Source organism: Aeromonas sp. 61P, assembly GCF_051919545.1.
In the GTDB taxonomy this organism is placed as follows: Bacteria; Pseudomonadota; Gammaproteobacteria; order Enterobacterales; family Aeromonadaceae; genus Aeromonas; species Aeromonas veronii.
Window position 1 is genome coordinate 52,078 of the sequence record NZ_JBQBEL010000001.1, and the last position, 15,481, is coordinate 67,558.

A 15,481-nucleotide genomic window follows, 5' to 3' on the forward strand; every position below is an offset into this window, starting at 1 on the left:
CCCGATGCGGGCCTTGTCCCGCATCGCTCTACTCATTGCGCCACCGTTTCGCCAGCGTGCGAGCGGTGGCCAACACGGTTTCCCTAGCCGGGTTGGGCCGCTTGCCACCGCGCCACGCCATCATCACATCCCAATGTTCCTGCGGCAGATTGCGCACATCGAGCCTGACCAGCCGCCCCACCTCCAGATCCCGCTTGATGGCCAGCTCCGGCATCAGGGTGATAAACCCGTGTTCCAGCGCCAGATCACGCGCCGCACTGGCCGGCTGCACCGCATGCAGGGGGCTGGCCGCCCTCCGTAGCCGCCGCAACTGCTGGATAAAGACGTCACACCCCGGCCCCCACACCTGGGGCGCCAGCCGCTGGTCGGCAATATCCTCCAGGGTGAGGCCGTGACAACCGGCCAGCGGATGCAATGGCGAGGCGATTGCGATGATGGGAGAGCAGCAGAGCAGCTCCATCTGCAGGCCAGCAACCGGCGGGCGCTTGAGCACAAAGCCGATATCGGCCTCCCCGGTCAGCAGCGACTGCATGATCTCGCCGGAGTGATCCGTGGTGCAGCGGATCTCGAACGGCTCGTCCACCAGCTCCATCAATAGCGAGCCAAACACCACCGAAGTGAGGGAGGGCAGGCTGGAGAGACGGATACAAGGCAGCGCCGGTGCCCCCTGCAGTGCCAGCCGCCCTTCGCTCAGGATCGCTAGCGCAGAGCGGGCCGATGGCAGAAACTCCTCGCAGGCACGGGTCGGCGTCACCCCGCGTCGATGACGCTGAAACAGCGGCGCCCCGAGGCTCTCCTCCAGCTGGGCAATCCGCTGGCTCACCAGCGGCTGTGACCAGCCACGAATGGCCGCCGCCTGACTGAAGCTGCCCAGCTCGGCCACATCCAGCAGCAGTTGCAGATCGTCCAGATCCATAGACATAAATAATCCTGATATGAAATATAGGTAGTTGTCGTCTACCACTATATCTAAACCCTCTCCAGAATGAAGGTATCTGTGAATGAGAGGGCGTTATGGTCGATAGGGCGAGGTTTTGGGGACGCTGGTTTCTGGCGCTGGATACCACACTGGTGATCCTGGGTTTCTTTGTGGTGATGCCGATGATCAGCCTGCGCTTCGTCGATCAACTCGGCTGGGCGGCCGGTCTGGTGGGGCTGGCCCTCGGCCTGCGCCAGCTGACCCAGCAGGGGCTGGGGATCTTTGGCGGTTCGCTGGCCGACCGCTTCGGTGCCCGCCCGCTCATTGTCACCGGCATGCTGCTGCGGGCGGTGGGCTTCGCCACCCTGGCCTGGGCCGACAGCGGCGCCATGCTGATCTTCTCCTGCTTCCTCTCCGGACTGGGCGGTTGCCTGTTCGACCCACCCCGGGCCGCACTGGTGATCAAATTTACCCGTCCCCATGAGCGGGGCCGCTTTATCTCCCTGCTGATGATGCTGGAGAGCGCAGGCGCCGTCACCGGTGCGCTGCTCGGCAGCTGGCTGCTGCGTTTTGACTTCACCTACGTCTGCCTGCTGGGCGCCGGACTCTTCACCCTGGCGGCCCTGTGCAACTGGACCCTGCTGCCCGCCTACCGCCTCTCGGTCAAACCGACTCCTATGCGGGAAGGGTTGGGGCAAGTGCTGGCGGATCGTGCCTTCTGCCGACTGGTGCTGATCTTAAGCGGCTATTACATGCTGTGGGTACAGGTGATGCTGATTTTCCCCATTCTGGTCAAACAGCTCTCCGGCACCACCACGGCGGTGGGCTGGATGTACAGCCTGGAAACGGCGCTGTCGCTGGCGCTGCTCTACCCTATCGCCCGTTTTAGCGAGCGGCGCTATCGGCTGGAGAGCCGGCTGATGGCGGGTATCCTGCTGATGACGGTGGGGATCGGGCTGGTCGCCTTTGTCAGCACCCTCTCCGGCATCTTCGTGCTGCTGGCCTGCTTCTATCTGGGGATCATCATCTGCGAACCGGCCCGGGAGACCCTGATGACCCGGCTGGCCAACCCCACAGCCCGCGGCAGCTACATGGGCTTCAGCCGCCTCGGACTGGCGCTGGGGGGCATGACCGGCTATGTGGGCGGCGGCTCCCTCTATGACTTCTCGCTGCAACAGGGACAACCGGCCCTTCCCTGGCTGGTGCTGGGCACCATAGGTGTCGCCACCATGTTGCTGCTCGCCCGCTGCTTCTCCCGCCGCCCAGAGCTGGCTATCAGAGCCGCCGCCTGACGACCGCCCCACCAGCGGCAGCACAATCAACGGGGCTGCCGCTTACCCCATATTCTGCAAGCCATCACAGCAAAAGGTTGCGAATTACAACTTTTACGCTATTTTAGTTGTCATGCACAACTAAAAAGGAAACCACGACATGGATCCCCGTCCCCTGCGCGCCCTGTCGCGCGATCTGGTTCGCGAACTCGGCATGCTCTCCCAGCAGTGCGGCAATCTGGCCCTCACCCCCATCGAAGCACACCTGCTGATCGAGCTGGAAAACGCCCCGGCCACCAACCAGCAGCTGGCAGAAAAGCTGCACATCGACAAATCCAACGCCAGTCGTCCGCTGGCGCGCCTCGCCGAGCGGGAGCTTATCAGCTGGCACCCGCATCCCTCCGATGGGCGCAGCAAGGAGGCCCGCCTCACTGTCAACGGTCAGGGGATGCTGCTGGAGTTGCACCGGGAGATGGACGGGACGATGGAAGAGATGCTGGCGCAGTTGAGCCTGCCCGAGCGGGAGCAGCTGTGGCAAGGGCTGCGGCTCTATCGCAGCGCCCTCTCCCGCGCCCGTCGCCAGCGGGGCTACCAGATCCGCCCCATCACGGCGGCGGACAATGCCCAGATCGCCTTGGTGATCCGCGCCGTATCGGCCGAATATGGTCTCACCGCCGACAAGGGGTATGGGGTATCCGATCCCAATCTCGATACCCTCTCCCAGAGCTATCAGGGGGAGAAGAGTCGCTACTGGGTCATCGAAGGGCCGGACGGTTCCATCCTCGGCGGTGGTGGTATCGCGCCATTGGCGGGAGAAGAGGGAGTCTGCGAGCTGCAGAAGATGTACTTTCTGCCCGCCCTGCGCGGACTGGGCCTTGGCAAGCGGCTGGTGTTGCAGGCACTGGACGAGGCGCGCGCGCTTGGTTATCAGCGCTGCTATCTGGAAACGACCGAGGTCTTGCGCGAAGCCACCAGCCTCTATGAATCACTGGGCTTTGAACACCTGCCCGGCCCCCTTGGCTGCACCGGCCACGGGGATTGCGAGATCTGCATGGTGCTGACACTGGGGTAACCCCCCTCATCCCCAACCCTTCTCCCGCAAGGGGAGAAGGGGGCAAAACACTTCCGCGATCTTTCAGGCAGACCTCTGATGGTTCCCTCTCCCTCTGGGAGAGGGCTAGGGTGAGGGTTGCTTGCGACTGGTATATGCTGAAAAATTCCCCCCTGCATCCCTCCTTAAACAGGCAAAACGGCACAAAACAAGAGACCCCGCCGAAGCGGGGTCTCTTTGATTATCTGCCAACAGGCAAACAAACCGTTATCAGTGCTCGCGAGTCTGGCGGAACTCCACGTCGGGGTGACGCTCCTGGGCCAGGCGCAGGTTGACCATGGTCGGCGCGATGTAGGTGAGGTTGTCACCACCATCGAGGGCCAGGTTGACCTCGTTCTTGCGCTTGAACTCTTCGAACTTCTTGACGTCGGTCCCTTCCACCCAGCGGGCGGTGGAGACGTTGACCGCCTCGTAGATGGCCTCGACGTTGTACTCGCTCTTGAGGCGCGAAACCACCACGTCAAACTGCAGCACACCGACCGCACCAACGATGAGATCGTTGCTAATCAGCGGACGGAACACCTGTACCGCACCCTCTTCGGAGAGCTGGACCAGCCCCTTGAGCAGCTGCTTCTGCTTGAGCGGATCGCGCAGGCGGATGCGGCGGAACAGTTCCGGTGCAAAGTTCGGGATACCGGTGAACTTGAGATCCTCACCCTGGGTGAAGGTGTCGCCGATCTGGATGGTACCGTGGTTGTGCAGACCGATGATGTCACCGGCGAAGGCGTCTTCCGCCTGCTCACGGTCACCGGCCATAAAGGTCACGGCATCGGAGATGTTCACATCCTTGCCGATACGCACGTGGCGCATCTTCATGCCCTTGCTGTAAGTACCTGACACGATACGCATAAAAGCGATACGGTCACGGTGCTTCGGATCCATGTTTGCCTGGATCTTGAATACGAAACCGGAGAACTTCTCCTCGGTCGCCACCACTTCGCGGCTCTCGGCCTTGCGCGGCATAGGAGACGGCGCCCAGTCAGTCAGGCCATCCAGCATGTGGTCAACACCGAAGTTACCCAGTGCGGTACCGAAGAAGACCGGGGTCATCTCGCCAGCGATAAAGGCATCGTGATCGAACTCGGGAGAGGCGCCCTGCACCAGCTCCAGCTCGTCACGCAGTTGCCGGGCCAGATCTTCGCCGACGGCGGCATCCAGATCCGGGTTGTTCAGCCCCTTGACTACACGCTTCTCCTGAATGGTGTGGCCCTGACCGCTCTGGTAGAGATAGGTCTCATCCTTGTAGAGGTGATAGACACCCTTGAAGGATTTGCCACAGCCGATTGGCCAGGTGATCGGGGCGCACATGATCTTCAGCTCGCGCTCCACCTCGTCCATCACTTCCATCGGATCGCGCACTTCGCGGTCCAGCTTGTTCATGAAGGTGAGGATAGGGGTATCACGCAGACGGGTCACTTCCATCAGCTTGCGGGTCCGGTCTTCAACACCCTTGGCGGCATCGATGACCATCAGGCAGCAGTCGACCGCGGTCAGGGTACGGTAGGTATCTTCAGAGAAGTCCTCGTGACCCGGGGTATCGAGCAGGTTGACCAGACAATCGGCATAGGGGAACTGCATCACCGAGGTGGTGATGGAGATACCACGCTGCTTCTCCATCTCCATCCAGTCGGATTTGGCGTGCTGGCCCGAGCCACGGCCCTTGACGGTACCGGCGCGCTGAATGGCCTGTCCGAACAGCAGGACTTTTTCAGTGATGGTGGTTTTACCCGCATCCGGGTGCGAAATGATCGCAAAAGTGCGTCTCTTGGAGACTTCACTCAGAAATTCAGCTGACATAATTCAACGTTCTTCTATTGAGCGGTGGCATCAGCCACCGTGGGAATAAATCCGGAATGCCGCTCACGGCACATGTATACGCAACGAAAGCCACGCCAGCTGGCGTGTTGCCAACCTGGTGGAGAGAGGGAGGAGGGTTGCGTTACATGGGTCTTCTCGCCTGAGTCAAAGCAAAATTGCGCGACATTATACCCGCGCGAGTGAAAAATACCCAGCCTGACAAGAGATGATAATTTGGCCGCTCAGCCGTTCCACAGGTTCCAACTGAACAGAAAATCAAACACTCCGAATCGGATGGCAGCATCCGGACCACGTGGACTTGGCCCCCTCCTCATGCCAGCAACAACCACTCTTGATAAATTTTCATACTTGGACTTTCCCTATCCAGCTACAAATATGTAAATCGTATCTACATAATGGAGAGGTCATTACATGAAACATTCCACCCTGCACAATCAACAGATCGTCATTATCGGTGGTACCTCGGGTCTTGGCCTGGCCACCGCCCAACAAGCGATCGAGCAAGGCGCCAAGGTCATTATCGGCGGTTCCAGCCGTGAGCAGCTTGCCACTGCGCTGGCTGAACTGGGCCCAAATGCCAGTGGCCATCAACTGGATATTCTCGACGTCGACTCCGTCAATCACTTTTTCAGCCAGCTGGATTCGCTGGATCATCTCGTCATCACCGCCGCCGTCATGCGACCAGGCAGCTTTCTCACCGCTGCCATCGAGGATTTGAAAATCAACATGGACAGCCGCTTCTGGGGAAGTGTTCATGCGATCCGCGCCGCAGCACCCAAACTGTCCGAACGCGGCTCCATCGTGCTCACGTCCGGGATGGTGACGCGTCGCCCACAACTAGGTAAGGCACTCCCTGCCGTTGCAGCTGGCGCGGTTGAAACGCTGGCTCACAGTCTGGTTACCGAGCTGACCCCCCGTCGGATCAACGTCATCAACCCGGGCCCCATGCGCACTCCCATGCTGCTTAAAGCGCTGGGCAATGACCCACAAAAAGTGGCTGCCGTGGCGCAAAGCCTGCCGTTGAAACGCTTGGGAGAGGGAGAGGATTATGCGCAGGCCGCGCTGTTCCTGATGAGCAATAACAACATGAATGGTGAGGTGCTTCACCTCAATGGCGGCAGCGCCTGGGCCTAACGCCCTTCTGACAGTCTTCTGCGCTCGCGCTTGCCAATCTGTCATCGCAGGCAAGAACGAGCGCAGGGGACGAGTCCCATCGCCGTATCAGAGTGCTCCCCAATATCGATGACACCCTGGTGAGTGACAATACCCAGCCCGTCACTCGTCTGTTTCCACCCGGTTGCGCCCCGCCTCTTTCGCACGATACAGCGCATTGTCAGCACGCTGGATCAAGGCCGCCAGATCCTGATCATCGTCTCGCAGAGAGGCACATCCGATACTGATGGTTACCGGGTACGACATGCCGGGCAGCGCCCGGTTGGCGACCGAGTGACGGATCCGCTCAGCCACCCGGCACGCTTCTTCAAGGCTGGTATCCGGCAGCAGGATCAAGAACTCCTCTCCGCCGGTACGCCCCAACTGATCCTGGTGCCGCAGCTGACGATCTGCCGCTCGAGAGACCCATTGCAGCACCCTGTCTCCTTGATGATGGCCCAGGGTATCGTTGATCCGCTTGAAGTGATCGATATCGAACACCTGCAGACAAAATGGCGAGCCCTGCCTGCGAGCCTGCGCCAACATATCGCTGCCCTGCCGCAGCACCCGACGGCGGTTGTTGATGCCGGTCAGCTCATCGGTAAAGGCCAGACGACGCATCCGACGGTTGCGATCAAGCAGCCACCCCATCGTCAGCAGTGCCAGTCCCCCGCAGAGCACCATCACCACCAGCAGCCAGAAGCGACGCTCCTTGACCTGCTCCAGCTCCTGCTGCTGCAGTTTCTGCTCGACTCGCAGTCGCTCGTTCTCCCCCTCCTGACGTGCCAGCTCGAACTCGCCGCGAACCCAGGCCGTGCTCTGTTCCCGTAACAGCTGATCGAGCCGCTGCTCCTGCACCAGATGCTCCCGCAATGCGGCCAGTGCCGCCGGATAATCGCCTTGCAACTCGAGCGCCCGACTGCGTACCCAGTAGAGCTCGAGCAAAAAGCGCACGTGCCCTTCCACCTTCAAAATCGGCTCAATCTTCTCAAGCGCATGCAAGGCTGGCGCCGGTTCCTGCTGTTCGACTATCAACCTCGCCCGCACCAGCTCGAGATGCGCATGGAGGATGGGGTCAACGTCGGGAGAGAGCACCTTCGCCGCTTGTGCCAGCAAGCGTCCCGCATCAGCGGGGCGATCCAGGCCAAGCAGAGCCTCGGCCTGCATCACCATGCGTTCGGCATGCTCAATCAGATATTGAGGCTGATTATAAAAGGCCGCACTACGTTCAAGCTCGCCCAGCGCATCCTGATAACGCCCGGTCTGCAGATAGACCATCGCCAGTTGATCACTTAACCTTGCCGAGCCAAACCCGTCGTGACTTCTGGCAAAATGCTCGCTCAACCGGTTGAGGGTGGCGAGCGCTTCGGCATAGAGGCCCATACGACGAAATGTGGCTGCAATCTCGAGCTGCGCCTGGTGATACTAGGTGGGCAACCCCAGCTGCTCATAGATATTGTGCGCCTTGGTGAGATCCATCAGCCCCTGGCCTGAGACCCCCTGAAAAGACAGCATGGCCCCCCGGCGGGCCAGCGCCAGCGCCTCCAGCTTTGGCACGGCGGCCTCTCTTGCCAGCCGCAGCCCCTCATCGTAATCGTGGCGAGCCTTCGCTACCTCGCCGAGCAGCTGATTGAACCAGCCGCGGCAAATCGTCAGCTCCGCCACGGCGGCGTCATCACCCTGCTCGCGCGCAATGGCCAGCATCCGCTCCGCATTGGCGATGGCGGTACGGGACTCCTGCATGTCATCGGCCGATTGAGCCCAGCAAGCCAGACGACTGATCCGCATCTGCTGCGACGGCGGATAGGCGTTGCCGTCCCGCTGCAAACGGGCAACGCGCTCCCGCAGCAACTCGATCGGCTGATAGACCCGCTCCATCCCTCCCAGTTCATTTTCCAACTGCTCGGGGGACAAGGGTTTGGCTGCCAGCCCGAACACCGCCAGCAACAGCAGCAAGGCAAGTCGGCTCATACACACTCCGGATCAATGGGAAAGATCATCGGGCAAGCCGATGCCGGAAAATCACCATCTTTCCCCTGTAACAATGGTTGTAAAGGCTATCACCCGGACAGAGAGCCCGAATGGCAGGCTAGTCACATTTTACTGCGATATCATCGCGTTGGAATGAAAGCGGGGACGCACAGCGAAAAAGAGGGCGGGATAACAACTCAAGAGGGGTTGCCCCCTCCCGGTCACTAGTGGTGCTGCCAGCGCCGCAGCAGCCGGCCACGCAGGCCGCAATCGAGCAGCCAGCTGCTGTCAAAGACCCGCAACAGCGCCTGCTTGGCGTGGCGGGACATGGCGACAGCGTGAAAACGGGTCTGGCGCTGGCGATAGCGGTTCATCTGATCGAGCAGGAGATGAGGCAAGCTTTGGGCGATAAAGTCGGAGATGACCAGCACATCCGCCTTGGCAAAGGCGGGATCATCGAGCTTGGCCAGCGCTTTTTCCAAGCAGGGCACCAGATCGGTACCGCCGTGAAAACTCATGGAGAGAAAGCGCTCCGCCTTGTCCAGACCGGTATCCGCGGTGATCTCGAGGGTCGCCACCTCGGTGGAGAAGAGCATTAGGTAGCAGCCGCGCTTCTCATCCATCGCCACCTTGAGCAACGCCAGAAACAGCGCCTTGGCACACTCCTCGGGATAGCCGCCCATGGAGCCGGAGGTATCGACGCAGACGATAAAGGGGCCTCGCTGCTGCAACTGCTGCCCCCCCTGCTCCGGAGTGCGCAGCATGATGCGTTGACGCGGCAAGGTGCCACGTGACTGGTAGCTGAGCAGACGCCGCTCCAGATAGCGGCGGTAGAACTCCAGCTCCAGCTCGGGCAGGCCCAGCATCACAGCCTCGCTTGGCAGTAGCCGCATCAGATCGCTGGCCTGATGAATGCCTACCAAGTCGTCCGGCACATCATCGCTGGGAGCGGGCTCCAGCTCCAGCACCTGAACCGGCGGCACAGGTTGCTCCTGCGCCCGCCGATCCCGCTCGCTGCGCCCGAGCAGGCCGGCAATCTCCGCCAGCAAGGGCTCGCGCTGCAACATGCGGGCGTATTGCTTGACCAGCACCAGACTGCGCTTGTGCCAGTGCCCCTGCGCCAGATCCCAAAGACCACCAGCGGAGATCTGGTTGGGATCGAGGGCATCGGCCAGGGTGCGGCTCGCCAGCAGCTGATCTTCAATCTCCTGACGCTGCTTCTCCCGCTCCGCTTCGGCTATCTGCTGCTGCAGTTGCAGCAGGCTTCCCACCAGACTGGCGCGCCACTTGTCGATAAAGAGCTGGCGCAGCCCCTCGGTGGGGTGGGCCGTCAGCTGACGCACCAAGGATCTGGCCTCACCGGCGAAGGGGCTGTACTGCTCCAGCGACTCCAGCAAGCCGGGCAGGCGACCAATCAGCTCGGTCATCGGCAGTTGCCGATGCGCCTGATAGAGCAGGTACTCCTGCTCCAACGCCACCGGCACCGGCTTGTGACGGATCTCCTCACCAAGCTGCTCGCCCCAACTCTGCAGGCGCTTTTTCAGCAGCTTGCCCTGTAGCGGGGAGCGTTTGATAAATTCGGAAATCTTGGGTGAGGCCGCCAGCAGCGCCACCACCTCTCCCGCCAGCTCGCCCTCTCCCATGAGAAGGCCCAGATCCAGCATGCCGATCTCAAGCATGAGCGCTCCTTACTCGTCCAGCCTTGGCAACCGCTCGCGCCACTGGGTCAGCTCGCTACGCAGCAGTTCGAGATCCCGGTTCAGCACGAAGAAGCTGTCTTCCACCTGCTGCAGCCAGCGCTGGGCGATAAAGAGGTGTTGCTGGTGACGCTCGAACAGGCTGCGCTGCTGCTTGAGTATCTGCATCACCTTGCCGACCTGAACCAGCTGCTCGTCGAGTGACTGCAACCAGGGCGCCAGCACCACCTCGGGGATGGCGTTGCGCTCCATTAGCACCAACGGGATCTGCTGGCGCTGGATATCGAGCACCTGCAGCCGCAGCTCATCGTCCAGCACCAGCTCGTAATGCCCCTCTTTCGGGTTGCCGAACTCATAACCCACCAGCGCCTCACCGGTGGGATGCCAATGGGAGAGCAAGGTGCGATCGAACACCAGGGTGCGGGTGAGACGCTCGGGATCGCTGCCATCCAGCGGCGCCGGGGTGAGCAGATGGAAGTGCACCTGCTTGCCAAAGGGTCTGGCATTGGCAAGCGGGATCTCGATGCCCCGAGCCCGCCGGCCAAACCACTGCTTGCGTTGGCGGGCCTTTGTGCAAAGGCGCTGGGCCACGCTCTGTTTGAGCTGTTTGAACTGATCCCGAAGGGCGAGTAGCTGACGGGTCATCGCCAGTTGCTGATAGCCGTAGAGACGGGAGAATTCGGTCATCATCTCCAGCAGGGCGGTGCGGGACTCCTCGTCATGCCAGAGACAATCCTTGAACAGCAGCAGATCTACCGGTGCGACCTCATCGCGGCCATTGAAGAAGGCACTCGCCTTGATGAGCCGTACCGCCTTCTTCCAGCGGCGATCCGACACATAGCAGCGATGGGCCAGCTGACTGTCGAGCTGCTGGCGCAGCTGATAGATAAGCTCGAAACAGGCATCCGGCAAACGCACCTGTTCAATCTGGCTCTGCCACTGCTCGTACTCATCCCCTCGGATCTGCAGGGATTCCGGCAGGTTCTGGTGGGCGTGGCCATCGCTGGCCAGCATGGATTGAAAGTTGGCTTTCTCCTGCACCCGGTCCATCCAGATCCGCACCAGCATCCGGTCGTAGAGCGCTTCCAGCCCGCTGTCCGGTGCCGGCAGCTCGTTGGAAGCAGTCACCAGCAAGCGCATCGGGATGGGGTGCTGGCTGTCTCCGTTGCGAAACTGCCGCTCGTTGATGGCGGTGAGCAGGGTGTTGAGGATGGCGGGACCGGCCTTCCAGATCTCGTCGAGGAACACCACCTCAGCCTCTGGCAGATAACCTGTGGTGAGGCGCAGGTATTTGCCATCCTCTTTCAGCGCCTGAATGGAGAGGGGGCCGAACACCTCCTCCGGCGTACTGAAACGGGTCATCAGGTATTCAAAGTGGCGGGCGTCGTGAAAGGCCAGCTTGAGGCGGCGGGCGATCAGGCTCTTGGCAATACCGGGTGGCCCCAGCAAGAAGACACTCTCACCGCTGAGGGCCGCCAGCAGACCGAGGCGCAAGGCATCCTGCCGTTCGTAGAGTCCCTCACCGAGGGCGGCCAGCAGCCGGGGCAAGCGCTCCTGGATGGGAATAAGACGCGCAGGATTCTGGGCTTGAGCTAAAGACGACATAGAGAGTGTTCCGAAGCTGGGATGATGTTAGCCCCAAGGCGCGATATCCATTTGCTCGACCTTGGGTTTTGTCTTGTTATGATGTTTATTCTGGTATCTCTTGCCGCACAATACCCGCCTCTGGCAGGAAAAAACGCAAAGGCAGTGCGATACCGTATCGACAGCGTGCTGCGCCCATGCATAGCCAGTGTCGTGATGAGCACCATGCCCGCATGCGCCAGATGATGCGTTGCAAAGGGTGCAGCAAAAGCGGTTCGAGTGTACCCTGCGCAACACAATTTTCCCCAATGCAGATCAAGAGTGAGTCGCCTCAAATGCAAGATCCCGTTCGTCAGAGCATGTTGGCCCGCATGGGCATTCAAAGCTGGCAACTGCGTCGTCCGGCATTGCTGGGCGCAGCTCCCGCTCCCGAGCTTGCGCAAGATACCGTGCAGCCCGACCAGACAGCACCGGCCACCCGCGCTCCGCTGCCCAGCGGCAAACTCTGGCTGCTGGCGCCTCAGCTGCCTGCCACCACGCTGCTGGCGGATATCTGCCAGTTGCTCGGCATGACCCCCGACGAGGTCTCACTGCTCAGCGAGCTGCCGCCTGCCGATCTACAATCGGCGGGCGCCTCCCCTCTGCTCTGGCTGACGGAGGCCAACCCCGAGCGGCCAAATGCGCTGATCTGCCCGCTCGCCCCCAGCGCCGCGCAAAAGCGCGCCCTGTGGCAACAGCTGCGCCAGCACCTTGCGGCCAGCGCGGCGTGATCCTGCATCATGCCGCCAAGTCCCACTGTGATGCCGCTCTTTTTACCTGATTTTACAAATGCCGCCTCTGCAACCTCTGCTAACCCCAGTGCCCAACATCTTGCCATCCGGAGCCCCCATGCCTGAGTTTCGTCCCCTGCTCGAGAGCGATTTCGACCTTGTCTACCCCATCGAGCAAGCCGCCCACAAGGAGCCGTGGAGTGAGGCCAACCTGCTCTCCTGCTTCGGCCCTCGCTATTTCAACGGCTTGATGCTGGTCGATGGTTCCCCGGCGGGCTTCTATATCTCGGATCTGGTGGCCGGTGACAGCTCGCTGATGAACATCTGCGTGCATCCGGCGTTTCAGGGCAAGGGGTTGGGACGAGCACTGTTGCAGGCCTATCTGGCGCGCAGCAAGCAAGCCGGGGCAGAGGCCTGGTTTCTCGAGGTACGGGCCGGTAACCAGACCGCCATCAACCTCTACGAGAGCGCCGGTTTTGCCGAATATTGCCGCCGCGCCGACTACTACGGCACCGGCAACGACAGGGAAGATGCGGTACTGATGTCGCGACTGTTCGATTTCGGCTGATCCAGCCTGTTCGTCGCGCCCAAGCCTTTTGTCCCCCCTCAATCGAGGGGGGCGTTATCCAGCGCGGGATCCTGCAAGGCCAGGGTGGTATGCACCACCGCCTCGAATCCGGCACCGGAGAGCGGCATATAGAAGCCACGCTGCCAGGTTTTTCCCGGCATCCAGATCTGATCGATATCCACCACTATCTTGATGGGTCTGAGGGGCTGCCCCGGCTGCTGGATATAGATGCCGGGCGGTGTGGCAACCTTGGGAAAGCGGCGCAGGATCTGCTCGCTGCCATCCCCCTTGCCCGGGTTGAGCCGCACCTTCACCAGCCGGGCAAGCGGGCCTGCCATCTCCTTGCTCTGCCAGAATTTCTTCTCCAGATCGCCGCAGCGGCGGCACTTGGGGGTCTCCAGCACATAGAGCAGCGGATAGCCCAACGCCAGCGCCTGTTGCTGCGCCTGCTGATACCCCTCGGCCCCCTGATACCAGGGATTGGCGGGCCCCTGTGATGACGTTCCGGCAAAGAACCAAAACGCAGCGCCCCCCACCACCATCAGCCCGACCGCGGCCAACGCCCCTTTCACCCACAGATTCATATCGTTAACCCTCTCTCTGCCTCCTAGCAGTATCGGCCAGTCTGCGCAAAGGGAGAGCTATTTGCGCTCTTTGTGATCCAAGACAAACGGCGAACACTTGTAAGCCGTAATGTTGGAGTTTAAACTCTAGCCCGATTTTTAGTGCCCTCGCGGGCGTACAACTGTAATTAAAGGATGTTTAACTGATGCCGAAGCTTCATCTGGTTCGACTGATGCGTGAACGTATTGCCCAGCTTGGCAACAAGGCTGCCCTGCGGGTTCAGCAAGATGGCCAGTGGCGCGCCATCGGCTGGCGTACTCTGGGCCAGGCCATGGACTACTGCGCACAGGCGCTGATCCGTGCCGGCCACCAGCCAACCGAGATGGTCGGCATCTATGCCCGCAACATGCCGGAATGGACCCAGGCCGATCTCGGCATCTTGGCCGCCCGCGGCGTCAGCGTCCCTATCTACCCAACCAGCACGCTCGATCAGCTGCGCTACATCGTCAAAGATGCCGGCATCAAGGTACTGTTCGTTGGCGAACAACCCCAGTTCGATCAGGCGCTGACCCTGCTGCAAAACGGCGAAATTCGTCAGATCGTCGCTCTCGATGGCAACATCAATCTGCGCGGCTGCGAGCAGGCGAGTCACTTCCAGACATTTCTGGTCTCCGGCAACCATCAGCCCAGCGAGCAGGAACTGCGAGTACGGGAAACCCAGTACCAGATGGATGATCTGCTGACCCTGATCTACACCTCCGGCACCACAGGCGAGCCCAAGGGGGTCATGCTCGACTTCAGCAACATCGCCGCCTGTTTCGAGATGCACAACAGCCGCCTCGACCTCAATCAGCAGGATGTGTCGCTCTGCATGCTGCCACTCAGCCACGTGTTCGAGCGGGCCTGGAGCTACTACGTGCTCTACTGTGGTGCCGAAAACGTCTATATCCGCGATCCACAGAAGGTGATGGATGTGATTGGCGAGGTGCAGTGCAGCCGACCGTGATGTGCGCCGTGCCGCGCCTCTACGAGAAGGCCTATGCCATGATCCAGGCCAAGGTGGCTCAGGCTCCGGCTCTGCGCCGCGCCCTGTTTGGCTGGGCGACCAAGGTCGGCAAGCAGATGGTTGCCACCCGTCAGGCGGGCAAGTCCGCCTCCCCGCTGCTCTACGGCCAGCTCTGGCTTGCCGAGCGACTGGTGTTTCGCAAGCTGCGCGCCCGCTTTGGCGGCCGCACCCGCTTTCTGCCGGTAGCGGGCGCCCGTCTGGCCGACGATGTGAACCTCTTCTTCCAGGCGATGGGGCTCAATCTCAAGTACGGCTACGGCATGACCGAGACCACCGCCACTGTCTGCTGCTACGAAGACAGCCAGTTCAAGCTCGGCTCCATCGGCACGGCACTGAACGGCATCGAAGTAAAGCTGGGTGAGAACAACGAGCTGCTGGTGCGCTCCCCGACCGTGATGCGCGGCTACTACAACAAGCCGGACGCCACCGCCGAAGTGATGACCGAGGATGGCTTCCTGCGTACCGGCGATGCCGGTGAGCTCGACAGCCAGGGCAATATCTACTTCACCGAGCGCCTCAAGGAGCTGATGAAGACCTCCAACGGCAAGTACGTGGCCCCGCAGCTGGTGGAAGGGACCATCGGCAAGGATCGCTTTATCGAGCAGATCGCCATCGTCGCCGATGCCCGCCACTTCGTCTCGGCGCTGATCGTGCCCTGCTTCGAGTCGCTGGAGGAGTACGCTCGCTCCATCAACCTGCAGTACCAGTGCAAGACCGAGCTGCTGCGCCACTCCCGGGTAATGGAGTTCTTCGAAGCCCGCATCGCCGATCTGCAAAAAGAGCTGGCCAAGTTCGAGCAGGTGAAGAAGTTCACCCTGCTGCCGAGCGCCTTCTCCATGGAGCTGGGTGAGCTGACCCCCACCATGAAGCTGCGCCGCAAGATCATCGAGGCCAAGTACCAGAGCGAAATCGAGGCCATGTATAACCACGTCTGATATCGCTCAGGCTCAGAGGAATAAAAAAGCCGCTCACTCGAGCGGCTTTTTGTTG

General features: G+C 61.1%; 12 protein-coding genes and 1 pseudogene. 6 read left to right on the forward strand and 7 right to left on the reverse strand.

The window, feature by feature from the left end; all coding sequences use genetic code 11:
* Window positions 1-28: 28 nt before the first annotated feature.
* Complete coding sequence (locus ACTG2O_RS00250; RefSeq protein ID WP_005349020.1) at window positions 29-922, reverse strand: LysR family transcriptional regulator; 894 nt, start codon at window positions 920-922, stop codon at window positions 29-31.
* 92 nt (window positions 923-1,014) lie between these two features.
* On the opposite strand from ACTG2O_RS00250, the gene mdtH reads away from it, so the two are divergent.
* On the forward strand, window positions 1,015-2,211 hold the full coding sequence (mdtH, locus tag ACTG2O_RS00255) for a multidrug efflux MFS transporter MdtH (protein WP_005340523.1): 1,197 nt from the start codon (window positions 1,015-1,017) through the stop codon (window positions 2,209-2,211).
* Between the two features lie 139 nt (window positions 2,212-2,350).
* On the forward strand, window positions 2,351-3,262 hold the full coding sequence (locus ACTG2O_RS00260) for a bifunctional helix-turn-helix transcriptional regulator/GNAT family N-acetyltransferase (RefSeq protein ID WP_236284980.1): 912 nt from the start codon (window positions 2,351-2,353) through the stop codon (window positions 3,260-3,262).
* Window positions 3,263-3,511: 249 nt separating this feature from the next.
* Here ACTG2O_RS00260 and prfC read toward each other — a convergent pair whose 3' ends face one another.
* Entirely contained in the window at window positions 3,512-5,101 is a 1,590-nt protein-coding gene (gene prfC / locus ACTG2O_RS00265) for a peptide chain release factor 3 (protein ID WP_085942070.1), read from the reverse strand.
* Between the two features lie 429 nt (window positions 5,102-5,530).
* On the opposite strand from prfC, the gene ACTG2O_RS00270 reads away from it, so the two are divergent.
* Window positions 5,531-6,253 (forward strand): SDR family oxidoreductase, encoded by a 723-nt coding sequence (locus ACTG2O_RS00270; protein ID WP_139402495.1) that lies wholly within the window; start codon window positions 5,531-5,533, stop codon window positions 6,251-6,253.
* Between the two features lie 141 nt (window positions 6,254-6,394).
* Here ACTG2O_RS00270 and ACTG2O_RS00275 read toward each other — a convergent pair whose 3' ends face one another.
* The 4 genes from ACTG2O_RS00275 to ACTG2O_RS00290 form a co-directional block, all read right to left on the reverse strand.
* Entirely contained in the window at window positions 6,395-7,675 is a 1,281-nt protein-coding gene (locus tag ACTG2O_RS00275) for a tetratricopeptide repeat-containing diguanylate cyclase (RefSeq protein WP_439976639.1), read from the reverse strand.
* A 21-nt stretch (window positions 7,676-7,696) separates the two neighbouring features.
* Window positions 7,697-8,242: a hypothetical protein gene (locus ACTG2O_RS00280; protein ID WP_439975200.1), complete on the reverse strand. Its 546-nt coding sequence runs from the start codon at window positions 8,240-8,242 to the stop codon at window positions 7,697-7,699.
* 224 nt (window positions 8,243-8,466) lie between these two features.
* Complete coding sequence (viaA, locus tag ACTG2O_RS00285) at window positions 8,467-9,921, reverse strand: ATPase RavA stimulator ViaA (RefSeq protein WP_263084714.1); 1,455 nt, start codon at window positions 9,919-9,921, stop codon at window positions 8,467-8,469.
* Window positions 9,922-9,930: 9 nt separating this feature from the next.
* Window positions 9,931-11,544: an ATPase RavA domain-containing protein gene (locus ACTG2O_RS00290; protein ID WP_236284975.1), complete on the reverse strand. Its 1,614-nt coding sequence runs from the start codon at window positions 11,542-11,544 to the stop codon at window positions 9,931-9,933.
* Window positions 11,545-11,858: 314 nt separating this feature from the next.
* On the opposite strand from ACTG2O_RS00290, the gene ACTG2O_RS00295 reads away from it, so the two are divergent.
* Together ACTG2O_RS00295 and rimI are read left to right on the forward strand one after the other, a co-directional pair.
* A complete protein-coding gene (locus ACTG2O_RS00295) occupies window positions 11,859-12,293 on the forward strand; it encodes a DNA polymerase III subunit psi (RefSeq protein ID WP_236284973.1) in 435 nt (144 codons plus the stop codon).
* 118 nt (window positions 12,294-12,411) lie between these two features.
* Window positions 12,412-12,861, forward strand: a complete 450-nt coding sequence (gene rimI / locus ACTG2O_RS00300) for a ribosomal protein S18-alanine N-acetyltransferase (RefSeq protein ID WP_439975201.1) — start codon at window positions 12,412-12,414, stop codon at window positions 12,859-12,861.
* Window positions 12,862-12,899: 38 nt separating this feature from the next.
* Here rimI and ACTG2O_RS00305 read toward each other — a convergent pair whose 3' ends face one another.
* A complete protein-coding gene (locus ACTG2O_RS00305; RefSeq protein ID WP_371155262.1) occupies window positions 12,900-13,403 on the reverse strand; it encodes a hypothetical protein in 504 nt (167 codons plus the stop codon).
* A 227-nt stretch (window positions 13,404-13,630) separates the two neighbouring features.
* Between ACTG2O_RS00305 and ACTG2O_RS00310 the strand changes: the two are divergent.
* Window positions 13,631-15,426, forward strand: a pseudogene (locus ACTG2O_RS00310) (AMP-dependent synthetase/ligase).
* The last annotated feature ends 55 nt before the right edge of the window (window positions 15,427-15,481 follow it).